This window comes from Streptomyces asiaticus (genome assembly GCF_018138715.1).
GTDB lineage: Bacteria > Actinomycetota > Actinomycetes > Streptomycetales > Streptomycetaceae > Streptomyces > Streptomyces asiaticus.
In genome coordinates this window covers 5,876,870-5,890,188 of the sequence record NZ_JAGSHX010000006.1, presented here as the reverse complement: position 1 = coordinate 5,890,188, position 13,319 = coordinate 5,876,870, and the positions used below count along the sequence as shown (strand labels likewise).

Below are 13,319 nucleotides of genomic sequence, written 5' to 3'. Positions count from 1 at the left end.
GGACCGGGGTCTGGGGCGTAGCCCCAGTTTCGGGAAGGGGCGGGGAGGGGAGCAGCTCGCCGCAGGCGTCGCGATCCGCCGCCCCCAGTCGGCTTCCCGCTCTCAGCCCGCCAGCCGGCGGACCGCCGCCTCCACGCGCTCGTCGGTCGCCGTGAACGCGACCCGGACGTGCCGCTCTCCGGCCGCGCCGTAGAACTCGCCCGGGGCCACCAGGATGCCCAGCTCGGCGAGGGCGCCCACGGTGTCCCAGCAGGGCTCGTCCCGCGTCGCCCACAGGTACAGCGACGCCTCGCTGTGCTCGATGCGGAAGCCGTGACCCGCCAGCGCCGACCGCAGCGCGGCCCGGCGCCGCTCGTAGCGCTCGCGCTGCTCCGTCACATGCTTGTCGTCGCCGAGCGCCGCGACCGTGGCCGCCTGCACCGGTGCGGGGACCATCATCCCGCCGTGCTTGCGGATCTTCAGCAGTTCGCCCAGCACCGCCTCGTCACCGGCGAGGAAGGCCGCCCGGTAGCCCGCCAGATTGGACCGCTTGGAGAGCGAGTGGACCGCCACCAGCCCCTCGAAGGAGCCGCCGGAGATCTCCGGGTGGAGCACCGAGACCGGATCGGCCTCCCAGCCCAGCTCCAGATAGCACTCGTCGCTGACCACCAGCACCCCGTGGGCACGGGCCCAGGCGACCGCGGTGCGCAGCTCGTCCCCGGACAGCACCCGGCCGGTGGGGTTGGACGGGGAGTTGAGCCAGAGCAGCTTCAGCCCGGCCGGGTCGAGCTCCGTAGGCTCGTCGTACGGCACCGGCTCGGCGCCCGCCAGCCGCGCGCCCACCTCGTACGTCGGGTAGGCGAGCCGCGGGAAGGCGACCCGGTCGCCGGGGCCCAGGCCCAGCTGCGTCGGCAGCGAGGCCACCAGCTCCTTGGAGCCGACCACCGGCAGTACCTGGGTGTGGGTCACCCCGGCCGCGCCCAGCCGCCGCTCCACCCAGCCGGTGAGGGCGTCGCGCAGTGCGGCCGTGCCCCAGACGGTCGGATAGCCGGGGCTGTCCGAGGCGTCGGCGAGCGCCGCGCGGATCAGCTCGGGGACCGGGTCGACGGGGGTGCCCACCGAAAGGTCGACAATGCCGTCGGGGTGGGCCGCGGCGGTCGCCTTGTACGGTTCGAGCCGGTCCCAGGGGAAGACCGGGAGGCGGGCGGAGACGGGTGGCACGGGGTGGCTCGCTTTCTTCGGAACTGCCCGGGCCGAGGGGCCCGGGGAAACCCGCGGGAGCCGGGAGCGCCGGGGAAACCCGCGGGAGCGCCGGCAAGGCCCGGGAAACAGCCCGGTCCCGCAGGCCACAAGGCCATACGGGACCGCCGACTGCTTCCGGGCGATGGCGCCGGGGCAGGGGTTTACTCGTCGTGCTCCTGCGGCGGAAGCGCGGCGATGAAGGGGTGGTCCCGCTCGATCAGGCCGAGCTTGCTCGCGCCACCGGGCGAACCGAGCTCGTCGAAGAACTCGACGTTCGCCTTGTAGTAGTCCTTCCACTCCTCGGGAGTGTCGTCCTCGTAGAAGATCGCCTCGACCGGGCAGACCGGCTCACAGGCCCCGCAGTCGACGCATTCGTCCGGGTGGATGTACAAGGACCGCTGGCCCTCGTAGATACAGTCGACGGGGCACTCCTCGATGCACGCCTTGTCCTTCAGGTCGACACAAGGCTGCGCGATGACGTAGGTCACGCTGTCGTTCCTCCTCGTTAGGGCTGCTATCGCGCGGGAGCGCGGCGTCGTCGATGCCCACACCTAGTATCTCCGTTCTTGGGCACCGAGCGCACATGAGGGGCTGACAGAGCTGTGGATTTCACCACTGGCGGACGTCTCGAAGTCCGGATCACCCCGGATGACGTGGGAAAACGCGTCTCGGTCAGGCTTGTGACCGAAGATCGTGAGCCCGGCGCGACCTTCACCGACGTGGTCGGCGTTCTCACATCGTGGACCGAGGGCACGCTCTCCATCACCCGGCGTACCGGTGAGCCGGTGCGGATCGCCGAGTCGTCCCTGGTGGCGGGGAAGGTGGTGCCCGCCGCTCCGGCCCGCCGCCGCGGCCCCGCCGCGAGCGCGCCCGAGCTGGACCGGGTGGCCGCCCGGGCCTGGCCGCCGGTGATCAGCGAGCCACTGGGCGAGTGGACGCTGCGCGCCTCCGGCGGCTTCACCCGGCGCGCCAACTCGGTGCTGCCCCTCGGCGACCCCGGGATGGGGCTCGACGCGGCGCTGCGCCGGGTGACCGAGTGGTACGCGGCTCGGGAGCTGCCCGCGTACATCCAGGTCAGCACGGGCGCCGAGGGCGCCCAGGAGGTGCTCGCCGCGGAGCTGGAGAGCCGCGGCTGGGTACGGGAGGTCTCCTCGCGGATGGAGATCGCGGCGCTCGCCCCCATCGGGGACCTGGACGCCGACACCTCGGCGGTGACCCTCTCCCGCCAACTCGACGACGCCTGGCTGACCCGCTACCAGCGGTCGTCAGGCGAGCCCTCGCCCGAGGCGCGGACGGTGCTGTCGGGCGGCCCGTCGGTGTGGTTCGCGACCATAGCGGCGGATGAGGGCGGCGCCCCGGCCGCGATCGGGCGCTGTGTGGTGGACGGCCGCTGGGCCGGGTTCACCGCCGTGGAGGTCGCCCCGGAGCGGAGGCGCCAGGGCCTGGCGAAGGCCGTGATGACGGCGCTGGCCCGCAAGGCGCTCGACGAGGGCGCCTCGGCCGCGTATCTCCAGGTGGAGACGGACAATGGCGGGGCGCACGCTCTCTACGAGGGGATGGGCTTCACCGTCCACCACAGCTACCATCACTGGCGCGCGTCCGGGGAGGATCCGCGCTGAGCAGGGTACGAGGCGGCTATGCCACGGATGAACGACGTCTCCCGCCGCCGCTGGTTCGCCGACGCGGCCCGCGAAGAGCGCCCCGATCTGGCGCTGCTGTGCCTGCTGGTGGGCATGGAGGCCGACCCCGGCCTGGACGAGAGCGGAATCGACGAAGCGCAGATCGAGCTGGACCGGCTGGCCGGTCAGCTCCCCTTCTCCCCCGGCGGCCCCGAGGACTGGGCCGCCGCGCTGGCCCGCCTCCTCGGCGAGCGCCATGGCTTCCGGGGCGGCCCGGCCGACTACCGGCGGCTGGAGTCCTCGCTCCTCCACCAGGTGCTGCGGCGCCGCCGCGGACTGCCGATCCTGCTGTCCGTGGTGTGGATGGAGGTGGCGCGGCGGGCGGGCGCGCCGGTGTACGGGGTGGGGCTGCCGGGCCACTTCGTGGTCGGCTTCGGCGATCCTTACGGCGGCCATGTGCTGGCCGATCCGTTCGACGGCGGGCAGCCGCTGTCCGCCGAGGACGCGGCGACGCTGGTGTCGGGGGCCACGGGCACCCCGCTCTCGCCGTCGATGCTGACCCCGGCCGGGCCGCTGGACATCGTGCTGCGGATCCTCAACAACATCCGCGCCTGGGCGTCCGCACGCCCCGAGCGCACCGATGTCCGGCTCTGGGCGCTGGAGCTGTCCCTGCTGCTGCCCAGCCATCCGGCAGAGCTGCGCTACGAGCGGGCGAAACTCCTGGTGGAGCGGGGCGAGTTCCTGACCGGCGCCAGGGAACTGGAGGAGTACGCGGAGGTCGTGGCGGCGGTGGAGCCCGACGCCGCCGAGACGATACGCCGCCAGGCCCGCGCCGCCCGCGCGATGCTGAACTGAGCGCGCCACCGGCCCCGCGCCGACCGGCGGGCCCCTTCGGCGGTCGCCAGGGCCTGTCGTCAAACTAGGGCCTGTCGTCAAAGGGGACGCCTTGCTCCCGGCGCGCCTGGCACGGCCGCTCGCCGCCACGGCGCGCACGCCGCCGTAGGACTTGTTCACCTTCTCGAAGCGGACCACGGGCGGCGCGCCCGTGGTGGCGGCCCCGGTGCCGGGGGCGGAAACAGCGGTCGATGGGGTCATGGCCATGAGACTGGCCGAGGGCGGGGTGTGCCCGGCAGTGTCAGCGGTCGTGACCTGGGGATGACAGATGTCATGGGCCGCGGCGTGACGCGGGCCGGAAGGCCGGACGACGACGCGGCCCCCGCCCGGTGCCGGGCGGGGGCCGCGTCGTCCGACCGTGGGTGACGGGCCGGTCAGTTGTCCTTGCCGACGATGCCGATGCGCTCGCTGGGCGTCTTGCCGAGCAGCGCCTGGCGCAGCGCCGACTCCACGTCCTCCGGGGTGACGGGCTTCTTGGAGCCGTCGCCCCGCTCGAGCAGCACGCCGTCGAAGGTGCTGCCGTAGAGCTGCTTGAGGACGGCCAGGTCGTAGTGCTCCACCAGCTTGCCGTCGACCACCCGCATGGAGAGGATCTTCGGCAGCGACTTGTCCGGGCCGAACGGGATCGAGTGCTGGGCGTCCGTCTGCACCGTGACCAGCCCCGACATCGCGGGCTCGGCGAAGGTCTTCAGCTTCCGGTCCACCTCGGCCTTGCTGACCGTGGGGTGCTTGATGGTGACCGGCAGGGTGATGGCCTTGTTCTGGCCGGTCTCGGCGCGCAGCCGGAACCCGTCCGAGACGGCCTTGACCGCCTTGTCCACGTCCAGCCCCTTGCCCTCCTTGCCGTACACCGGGACGGCCTTGCCGGAGGTGAAGCTGATGCCGCCCTCGCGGGCCGTGCCGGAGTCGCCCGCGAGCCGCTCCAGGGCGTCCCGCAGCTTCTCCTCGTCGACGGTGACCGCCGGGTCGGCCTCATGGGTGCCGCCGAAGAGCGAGCCGATCACGGTGACCGGGTTGTAGTCCCGGCCCGCGACGTCCCGGACCGTGGCCTCGGTGTCGAGCGCCAGGCCCGCGACGGACGGCTTGATCTCCTTCTCCTGGCCGTCGACCGACACCGTCAGCGGGGCGGTGGTGCGCTTGCCCAGCGCGGTGTCCAGCTTGTCGACGGCGACCTCCTTGGAGGTGCCGCCGATGTCGACGCCGAGCACGGTGGTGCCGTTCGGCACATCGGCGTGGTTCATCACCAGACCGGCCGCGTAGGCCCCGCCCGCGATCACGAACAGCAGGCCCCCGGCCATGACGACCTTGGACCGGCCCTTCTTCTTGGGCTTACCGGCCTTCGGGGCGGAGGGCGCCGGGGCGCTGTTGCCGCCGGGCGCCGGGGCCCCGGGACCGCCCGGAGCAGACGGGGACGGCGGCTTGGCCCGGCCCTCGGTCGAGGGCACCACGGGCACCCCGCTGACCAGCGTGTCGCTGGAGATCTGCTCCGGCGGCACGCCACCGGTCGGCGTGGGCTCGGGGTCGCGGAACAGCGAGGGGGCCGGATCGGCTCCGGGGCCGTCCGCGGGCCCCGCCCCGGGACCGGTCAGCGGTCCCACGCCGGTGGTGGCGCCGAGGCTGCCGGACAGCGGCGAACCACCCGGCGGGGTCGGCGGCTGACCGGCCGGGCCTCCCCCGGCCAGCGGGCCCACTCCGCCCGGAGGCGTCTGCGGGTCACCGCCGTACGAGCCGCCCGCGGGGCCCGGTCCCGGCGGGGCCAGCAGGTCGCCGTCGCGCGGGCCCGCACCGGGGCCGGACGGCGGCACGTACATGTCGCCGGTGACCGGGCCGGTGGTGGGCCCGGTCGGCTCGGGGTGGCCGGACGGCGCCTGGGCGTCGGTGAAGTACGGCAGATCGGCGACGGGGCCGCCGCCCTGCTGCGGTACCGGGAACCCCTGAGTGGTGTCCGGCGCCGGGAATCCCTGCGTGGTCTCCGGGGAAGCGAAACCCTGCGTGGTGTCGGGCGCGGGGAACCCCTGGGTGGTGTCGGGCGCCGGGAACCCCTGCGTGGTGTCCGGGGCCGGGGGCACCGGCGGCTTCGGAGTGCTGCCGGTGGCCGACGAGCCGCTTCTGGGCCTACGGGGCGCGAACCAGTCGCTGGTCCGCTCGCCGTCGCCCTTGCCGCTCTTCCTCTCCCGGCCCTCGGTGGGCTCGTCGGCCCCGCCGGGCTCGGCCGGCACACCGCGCTCGGGCGTCGGCGTGAAGTCGACCCGGGGCAGGGCGCTGGTGCGCTCGGGGGCGTCTTCGTCCCCGCCGGAGCGCGGCGCGGGCACGCCGTCCTCCGCGACGGGTGTGCGCATGACCACCGGCGGGATGGGCCGCGACCCCGGGATGTTGATCTTGATCCGGGTCGTCAGCGTGGTCTCGGTCTTCGGCTCCTCCGGCTTGGCCGCGGCACGCGCCTGCCCATCCTCGGCGGCACCCTGCGGGGCCTCCTGCGTGGGGTTCGGCGAGGGGTACTGGCGGGATCCGTACGGCGGGGTGCCCGACGGGTAGGCGGCACCGCCGCTTCCCTCCCGGGGCCCGGAGGACGAACTGTCAGATTCACGGCTCAAAGCAGGTTCTCCCAGTTAGCTCCGCCGCCCGTCAGACCTCGCGCGGGCGGCTCGGCGGCGGCACCACCATACTGGGCGGTGCGGACGCGCACTTGACGGCCGCCGGATCACCGCATCCGGTACGCCCGAGGCGCACCCTTCGCCGTGTGCCCGAAGGGCCTCCGAGTGCCGGGGACGTCGCGCCGAAAACGTCACGTCACTTACCAAGTCGGACCGGCGGGCCAGGAGGTTGCGGCACCAAAGGCAGCGTGGCACACATCACACCGATGAACATCCCGCCGAGGAGGAAAGCGTACGACCCCAGCCCGGCGCCGAAAAGGAAATCCCCTTCCGGACGGGAGGAAGTGAGCAGCAACACGGCCACCGTCCAGGCGCCCGCGGGCACTCCGCCGCCCATCCGCGCGCCCATGGCCTTGACCCCGCCGTAGCACAGGCCCGCCACCGCGAGCAGCGCGAGCAGCAACCCGCCGGGGAACCACGCCGCTTGGACCAGCGCGCCCGCGGCGCCCACCAGCACTCCGGCCACGGCGAGCAGGGCGTATCCGCCCAGGCGCGGGGCCGTCATGCCGTCACCCCCGCGAACAGGTCGTCCTCGCGGTCCGCCCCGGCCTCGCCCTTGACGAGCCGGTAGTGCTCGTGGAGGAACATCGGCTGGACCAGGTCGTTGGAGAGCGCGAAGAAGGGGCCGTCCACCGCGATCTGGCTGGCGTGGGCGCGCATCGCCGCGGCCTTCGCCGCGGCGTGGGGGACGCCGTCGATGAGCGCGGTGACGTCCGCGTCGTCCACGACCCCGGGGATGTCGTCCACCGTGGCGACGCCGGGGAAGAGGGAGTCACGGCCCTCGGCCCGCAGCCGGGCGAAGCCCTCCTCGACGGCCGAGCGCGGCACGCAGTTCCAGTAGACCTTCGCAATGTCGTGCGGCTCGCCGAGATCGGGGCGGAAGCCGGGATCGGCGGCCAGCTCCACGGCGCGCATCGCCACGCGGTGCGCCTGGATGTGATCGGGGTGGCCGTAGCCCCCATTGGTGTCGTACGCCACAAGGACCTGTGGCCGGATCTCGCGGACCACGGACACCAGATGCCCGGCGGCCTCGTCCAGATCGGCCCGCCAGAAGCAGTCCGGCCGGTCGTTCTGCGGGGCGCCCATCATCCCGGAGTCGCGATAGCGGCCGGGCCCGCCCAGGAAGCGGTGGTCCTCGACCCCCAAGGCGTCCATGGCCGCGGCGAGTTCGCCGATCCGGTGCGGGCCGAGCGCGTCGTCCCGGTCGGCGGCGAGATGCGCCAGGGCAGGCGGAATGACCTCGCCCTCCTCACCGAGGGTGCAGGTCACCAGGGTGACGTGTGCGCCCTCGGCGGCATATTTCGCCATGGTCGCGCCGTTGTTGATCGACTCGTCGTCGGGATGTGCGTGCACCAGCAGCAGACGACGGGCGGGAAGAACGGTCATGGGCACAGCCTACGATTCGCACACACGTGCCCATGGGTCGCACGCCCCGGCCCCGCTCGGGGTCAGATCTTCACGCCGCCGATCATGTCCGCCACGTTGGTGGTGAGGTCGTCGATCGTCGGAGCGACCGATGAACTGGCCAGGTAGAAGCCGAGGAGGACACAGACGATCGCATGAACCGCCTTCAGTCCTGCCTTGTTCACGAGCATGAAGACGATGATCAGCAGCAGCACTGACATCGAGATCGAGAGCGCCACAGCGGCTCACCTCCAGGTACACGCACTCGGACGGACAACATATTGATGCCACAGGGGGGCTACCCACTATGCGCAATCGATCATAACTATGGCGGTGTGCACACGACTCGGTGCACGGGAGCATGACAGGGGCGCATGCCTGATCGCACGAACTTCCCGGCCCCGGGGGCTACTTCTCGTTGGTTATGCGCCATCTCGCCATCGCCCGGGGCCGCTTGAGACCGGTGCCGTCCCGGCCGGACCGTGCCAGGGGCAACGCCCGCCCGGCCTACCGATCCGTACCCTCCCCCGCGATGATCCGACGGCCGTACGCTCCCCCTATGACCGGACAGCTCTCGTTCCCACGGCAGCACGCGCGCACCCAACGTTTCACCCTCGGGACGCCGCGGGCCCTCTCCGTGGCCCCCGACGATTCACGCGTCGTCTTCCTGCGCTCCCGCTCGGGCACCGACCGGACCGGCCTGCTGTGGGTGTACGACCTCGCCGGACGGCGCGAGTACCCCGCCGCAGACCCGGCCGAGCTGCTCGGCGGCGCCGACGAGGAGCTGTCCCCCGAGGAGCGGGCGCGACGCGAGCGCAGCCGCGAGGGCTCGGCCGGGGTGGTCGGCTACGCGGTGGACGCCGCGGTCGAGCGGGCCGCCTTCGCCCTCTCCGGGCGGCTGTTCACCACGGAACTGGCCACGGGCACCACCCGCGAGCTGCGCGTCCCCGGCCCGGTCGTGGACCCGCGCCCCTCCCCCGACGGCCGCCACATCGCCTACGCGGCGGGCGGGGCGCTGCGGGTCACCGGCGCGGACGGCGAGGGGGACCGGGCGCTCGCCGAGCCGGAGGGGGACTCCGTCACCTACGGCCTCGCGGAGTTCATCGCGGCCGAGGAGATGGACCGCTCACGCGGCTTCTGGTGGTCGCCGCGGAGCGACGCCCTGCTGACCGCCCGGGCCGACGAGTCCCCCGTACGGCGCTGGTGGATCGCCGACCCCGCCCACCCCGGCCGGGAGCCCGCGGAGGTGGCCTATCCCGCCGCCGGCACCGCCAACGCGGAGGTGCGGCTGGTTCTGCTCGGTCTGGACGGCTCCCGTACGGAGATCGAGTGGGACCGGGAGCGCTATCCGTACCTCGCGCGGGTGCATTGGTCGGCCTACGGTCCGCCGCTGCTTCTGGTCCAGGCCAGGGACCAGCGCAGCCAGCTCTACCTGGCCGTGGACACCGACACCGGCCGGACCAGCACGGTCCATGTGGACGAGGACGCGGTTTGGCTGGATCTTTTCCCCGGGGTGCCGGCCTGGACCGAAGATGGACGACTCGTCCGCATCGCGGACGAAGGGGGCGCCCGGGTGCTGATGGTCGGCGACCGCAAGCTGACCTCCGGCGCCCTCCAGGCGCGCGCGGTCCTCGACATCGGCACGGACGACGTGCTGTTCTCCGCCTCCCCGGGGGCCGGTGCCCCGCTGCCCGAGCAGCCGGGTGAGATCGCCGTCCACCGCGCCTGGTTCCGGGGCAGCGGCGACCAGGGCGGCTGGGAGCCGGTCGGCAGGCGGCCCTTCCCGGCGGTCCACTCCGCCGTGCGCGGCGGCGAGGTGATCGCGCTGTCGTACACGGGCCTCGAGCGGCCCGGGGTGAGCGTGGAGCTCCTCCGGCCCGCCGACCACGGCGCGGCCGAACGCATCGCCGAGCTCGACGCGTACCCGGAGCGGCCCGTCATCACCGCCCGCCCCGAGCTCGTCTTCGCGGGCAAGCGGGACATTCCGTGCGCCGTGCTGCTGCCGAGCGACTATCAGGAGGGCGACGGACCGCTGCCGGTCCTGATGGACCCCTACGGCGGCCCGCACGGCCAGCGGGTGGTCGCCTCGCACAACGCCCATCTCACCTCGCAGTGGTTCGCCGACCAGGGCTTCGCGGTGGTCGTCGCCGACGGCCGCGGCACCCCCGGCCGCTCCCCCGCCTGGGAGAAGGCGGTGCGCGACGACCTGGCCGCGGTCACGCTGGAGGACCAGGTCGAGGCGGTGACGGCGCTCGCCGGGCGCTATCCGCTGGACCTCGGCCGGGTGGCCATCCGCGGCTGGTCCTACGGCGGCTATCTGGCCGCGCTGGCGGTGCTGCGCCGCCCCGATGTCTTCCACGCGGGCGTGGTGGGCGCCCCGGTGACGGACTGGCGGCTGTACGACACCCACTACACCGAGCGGTATCTGGGCCTGCCGGAGGAACAGCCCGAGGTCTACGCCGCCAACGCGCTGATGACCGACGAAGGGCTGTCCGGTGCGGCCGACACGGTACGTCCGATGATGATCATCCATGGTCTGGCGGACGACAACGTGGTGGCCGCGCACACCCTGCGGCTCTCCTCCGCGTTGCTGGCCGCGGGCCGTCCGCATGAGGTGCTGCCGCTGTCCGGGGTGACCCATATGACCCCGCAGGAGCAGGTCGCGGAGAATCTGCTCCTGCTCCAGGTGGACTTCCTCAAGCGGGCCCTCGGCCTGCGGTAGCGCTAGGCGCTAGGCGCGTGGGAAGAGCCGCAGGCTGCCGTCTTTTGTCTGCGGCTGCGTCGTGGCTGGTCGCGCCCACGCGGCGGAGCCGCACATCGACACAGCCCCGCGCCCCTTCGGGGCGCCTCCGAACCGCCGTCACCAGCCCGGTGGCGGCGGAGGTGCGGACGGGGGCGGGGGCGCGGTGGGCGGGGTGCCGGGTGGCGGGGGTACCAGCGGCGGAGTGGCGGGCGGGGACGGGGCGTAGCCGCCGCTGCCGTAGCCGCTGTTCCCATAGCCGCCGCCGTACGCCGGGGCGCCTCCGAGGCCCCCGGCGCCCGCGGCGTACTCCTCCACGCCCCGCCGCGCCAGCACGAGCAGGGCGATCAGCCCCGCGATCGCCTCGAAGAAGCCGGTGAGCACGCTGAGCACGCCCACCGTCGGCAGATCGCTGAGATGGTCCAGATAGTCGAGCTTGATGTAGAGGGACGCCTCGCTGATCCCCATGGCCGTCACCAGCGCCGCCGCCACCATCCCCAGCGGGCGCGCCAGCGGGGCGCGGGCGAGCGCGGCGGCCGCTCCGGCCAGGCACAGCGCCACCGCCGCCCACGCGACCCAGGCACCGGGCGCCGAGAGCAGGGTGGGCAGCGTGTGCTTGCCGGTGAGCAGGTACTTGTAGATCTCCCAGCCCCGCTCCTGCGCCCAGTAGATCTGCCAGGCGGCGATGACGACCCCGATCGCGCCCAGGAAGAGCGCGCCGACGACCGCCGCCCCGGGCGCGGGGCGGCCCGGCGGCCGGTCGGCGGGCGAGACCGGCGGGGCGGCGGGGTCGACGGGGCGGCGTGCGGCGGCCACGGCGGCCAGCAGCAGTCCCGCGAGCACCACCTGCGCCCAGGCGCTGGCATTCGCCCGGGTCTTCAGATCGCCGGGGATGCCCTGGAGCCAGTCGGAGTTCAGGTTCCACAGGCTGGGCAGGCGCACCGCGACGGTCACCACCGCGACCGCGCCGAGCGCGCCCGCGGCGGACGGTGAGCGCAGGGCGGTGATCCCGACGACCGCGTAGACCAGCAGCAGCGCGAGGTCGAGCAGGGAGGAGCCGAAGATCCCTCCGGTGGCCCGGAACGGCAGCCCGGCCCAGGTCCACCACAGATGGTTCGCCTCATCGGCCTTGTCCAGGTCGTGGATGATCCATCCCAGTGAGATCAGCCCGAGAACCGCGCAGACGAGCGCCCCGAAGACGCGCGCTCCGCTGTTGAGTATCCGTCCCTGCCCCATAGCCGTAGGTCTCCCCCGCCTCGCACCCCGGGCAACCGTCGCGGGCCGAAGAAAAATACCGATCGTGGAAGAAAAATGCGGATCGCGTCCGTCCGGAGACCACCGGGAGACATGTCGGCCAAGCCCCCGAAGTGGTGCGACCGGCCGGGGCGACATCTCGCGCCCCGGCCGGTCCACGGCACCCGCACGGCCGTACGCAGTTCAGCCTGACGCGTCCGTATATCGGTGTTGCGACAGATGAGTTGCCGGTGTGTTAACGCGTTTCCTGCCCATAGTCCATGCTTTGTCCCCCATGGGGGATCTCTGTCAAGCACGCCCGGACCTCGATCTGCCAAATCTTCGCTCAAGGTTCGAACGAGCGGCACATCCACCCTCGCCGGACCCTTGACTGCGCCGTTCCCCGATTGCGACAGTCCGCTCAACCCGACACGCATGCACCAACCCTGGCGAGCGGGCGGCGACATGACGCGCATAGACAACGCGAGTTGACGGTGTGACACCAGTGCGGGGGGACGCTACTTCGATGACGAGTCCATCCCAGACCGGCGTGGTCGAAAAGACCGCACCGGGCGGCACGGAGGGCGAGGCGCCGGCCGGTCTGGCGCCCCGCCAGCTGATGTGGCGGCGCTTCAGACGCGACCGCACCGGTGTGGTCTCCGCGTGCGTGGTGGTCTTCTTCTTCGCCGTCGCCGTGCTGGCGCCGGTGATCGCCTGGCTGTACGGCAAGGATCCGTACACCACCTACGGCCTTGACCGGCCCGAGCTGCTGGACCCCCTCACCGGCTATCCGATGAAGCCCAACGGCGGCATCGACGGCGAGTTCTGGTTCGGCATCGAGCCCAAGCTGGGCCGCGATGTGCTGACCCAGCTCGTCTACGGCATCCGCACCTCGCTGCTGATCGGGCTGGCCGCGACCGTGCTGTCCACGCTCACCGGCATCGTGATCGGCGTGGTGGCGGGCTATACGGGCGGCCGCACCGACTACTTCCTCGGCCGTCTCATCGACCTGCTGCTGTCCTTTCCGCAGCAGCTGTTCTTCGTCGCCTTCATGCCGGTGGTCACCGCGCTGTTCGTCAGCCCGCAGAAGGAGACGCCCACCTATTTCCGGGTGACGGCCCTGGTGATGGTGTTGTGGCTGCTGGGCTGGATGCAGCTGGCCCGGCTGCTGCGCGGCCAGGTGCTCTCCCTGAGGGAGCGTGAGTTCGTCGAGGCGGCCAGGGTGACCGGCGCCTCACCGTGGCGGATCGTCCGCAAGGAGCTGCTGCCCAACCTCGTCACGCCCATCCTGGTGCAGTCCACGCTCATGCTGCCGAACTTCGTGACGACGGAGGCGGCGCTGTCCTTCCTCGGCGTCGGCGTGGTGGAGCCGACCCCCGACTGGGGCCGGATGTTCGCCAAGGGCGCGAACTTCTACGAGGGCGACATCACCTACATGTTCTTCCCCGGCATCGCCATGGTGGTCTTCGTGGTCGCCTTCAACCTGCTCGGGGACTCGGTCCGGGACGCGATGGACCCGAAGACCACGCGGTGACCGGGGGCCGGCGAGCCCAA

Annotated in this window: 11 protein-coding genes; 4 read left to right on the top strand and 7 right to left on the bottom strand. The window is 72.7% G+C overall.

What is annotated here, in order from left to right; all coding sequences use genetic code 11:
• Window positions 1-102: 102 nt before the first annotated feature.
• Both dapC and fdxA read right to left on the bottom strand, forming a co-directional pair.
• Window positions 103-1,200: a succinyldiaminopimelate transaminase gene (gene dapC / locus KHP12_RS32705; protein ID WP_210609813.1), complete on the bottom strand. Its 1,098-nt coding sequence runs from the start codon at window positions 1,198-1,200 to the stop codon at window positions 103-105.
• Window positions 1,201-1,382: 182 nt separating this feature from the next.
• On the bottom strand, window positions 1,383-1,709 hold the full coding sequence (fdxA, locus tag KHP12_RS32700; protein WP_014054705.1) for a ferredoxin: 327 nt from the start codon (window positions 1,707-1,709) through the stop codon (window positions 1,383-1,385).
• Between the two features lie 114 nt (window positions 1,710-1,823).
• On the opposite strand from fdxA, the gene KHP12_RS32695 reads away from it, so the two are divergent.
• Both KHP12_RS32695 and KHP12_RS32690 read left to right on the top strand, forming a co-directional pair.
• On the top strand, window positions 1,824-2,840 hold the full coding sequence (locus KHP12_RS32695) for a GNAT family N-acetyltransferase (RefSeq protein WP_086885286.1): 1,017 nt from the start codon (window positions 1,824-1,826) through the stop codon (window positions 2,838-2,840).
• Window positions 2,841-2,858: 18 nt separating this feature from the next.
• On the top strand, window positions 2,859-3,695 hold the full coding sequence (locus tag KHP12_RS32690; RefSeq protein WP_086885285.1) for a transglutaminase-like domain-containing protein: 837 nt from the start codon (window positions 2,859-2,861) through the stop codon (window positions 3,693-3,695).
• A gap of 413 nt (window positions 3,696-4,108) precedes the next feature.
• Here KHP12_RS32690 and KHP12_RS32685 read toward each other — a convergent pair whose 3' ends face one another.
• The 4 genes from KHP12_RS32685 to KHP12_RS32670 form a co-directional block, all read right to left on the bottom strand.
• Window positions 4,109-6,328, bottom strand: coding sequence for a peptidoglycan binding domain-containing protein (locus KHP12_RS32685; RefSeq protein WP_208653225.1), 2,220 nt, complete (start codon window positions 6,326-6,328; stop codon window positions 4,109-4,111).
• 196 nt (window positions 6,329-6,524) lie between these two features.
• Window positions 6,525-6,893: a DUF6113 family protein gene (locus KHP12_RS32680; protein WP_044570320.1), complete on the bottom strand. Its 369-nt coding sequence runs from the start codon at window positions 6,891-6,893 to the stop codon at window positions 6,525-6,527.
• On the bottom strand, window positions 6,890-7,774 hold the full coding sequence (mshB, locus tag KHP12_RS32675) for an N-acetyl-1-D-myo-inositol-2-amino-2-deoxy-alpha-D-glucopyranoside deacetylase (protein WP_086885283.1): 885 nt from the start codon (window positions 7,772-7,774) through the stop codon (window positions 6,890-6,892). Before mshB ends, KHP12_RS32680 begins: the two co-directional genes overlap by 4 nt.
• A 62-nt stretch (window positions 7,775-7,836) precedes the next feature.
• Complete coding sequence (locus KHP12_RS32670; protein WP_037952186.1) at window positions 7,837-8,031, bottom strand: hypothetical protein; 195 nt, start codon at window positions 8,029-8,031, stop codon at window positions 7,837-7,839.
• Between the two features lie 320 nt (window positions 8,032-8,351).
• Between KHP12_RS32670 and KHP12_RS32665 the strand changes: the two genes are divergently transcribed.
• Window positions 8,352-10,514 (top strand): S9 family peptidase, encoded by a 2,163-nt coding sequence (locus KHP12_RS32665; protein WP_086885282.1) that lies wholly within the window; start codon window positions 8,352-8,354, stop codon window positions 10,512-10,514.
• 138 nt (window positions 10,515-10,652) lie between these two features.
• Here the strand turns inward: KHP12_RS32665 and KHP12_RS32660 are convergent, their stop codons facing one another.
• A complete protein-coding gene (locus tag KHP12_RS32660) occupies window positions 10,653-11,768 on the bottom strand; it encodes a hypothetical protein (protein ID WP_211833985.1) in 1,116 nt (371 codons plus the stop codon).
• A 523-nt stretch (window positions 11,769-12,291) separates the two neighbouring features.
• On the opposite strand from KHP12_RS32660, the gene KHP12_RS32655 reads away from it, so the two are divergent.
• Entirely contained in the window at window positions 12,292-13,299 is a 1,008-nt protein-coding gene (locus KHP12_RS32655) for an ABC transporter permease (RefSeq protein ID WP_086881049.1), read from the top strand.
• The last annotated feature ends 20 nt before the right edge of the window (window positions 13,300-13,319 follow it).

What these genes read in the sequence shown, in the direction of transcription:
- KHP12_RS32690 (WP_086885285.1), top strand. Translation starts at nt 2,859, where the DNA reads ATGCCACGGATGAACGACGTCTCCCGCCGCCGCTGGTTCGCCGACGCG.
- KHP12_RS32680 (WP_044570320.1), bottom strand. Translation starts at nt 6,893, where the DNA reads ATGACGGCCCCGCGCCTGGGCGGATACGCCCTGCTCGCCGTGGCCGGA.
- mshB (WP_086885283.1), bottom strand. Translation starts at nt 7,774, where the DNA reads ATGACCGTTCTTCCCGCCCGTCGTCTGCTGCTGGTGCACGCACATCCC.
- KHP12_RS32665 (WP_086885282.1), top strand. Translation starts at nt 8,352, where the DNA reads ATGACCGGACAGCTCTCGTTCCCACGGCAGCACGCGCGCACCCAACGT.
- KHP12_RS32660 (WP_211833985.1), bottom strand. Translation starts at nt 11,768, where the DNA reads ATGGGGCAGGGACGGATACTCAACAGCGGAGCGCGCGTCTTCGGGGCG.
- KHP12_RS32655 (WP_086881049.1), top strand. Translation starts at nt 12,292, where the DNA reads ATGACGAGTCCATCCCAGACCGGCGTGGTCGAAAAGACCGCACCGGGC.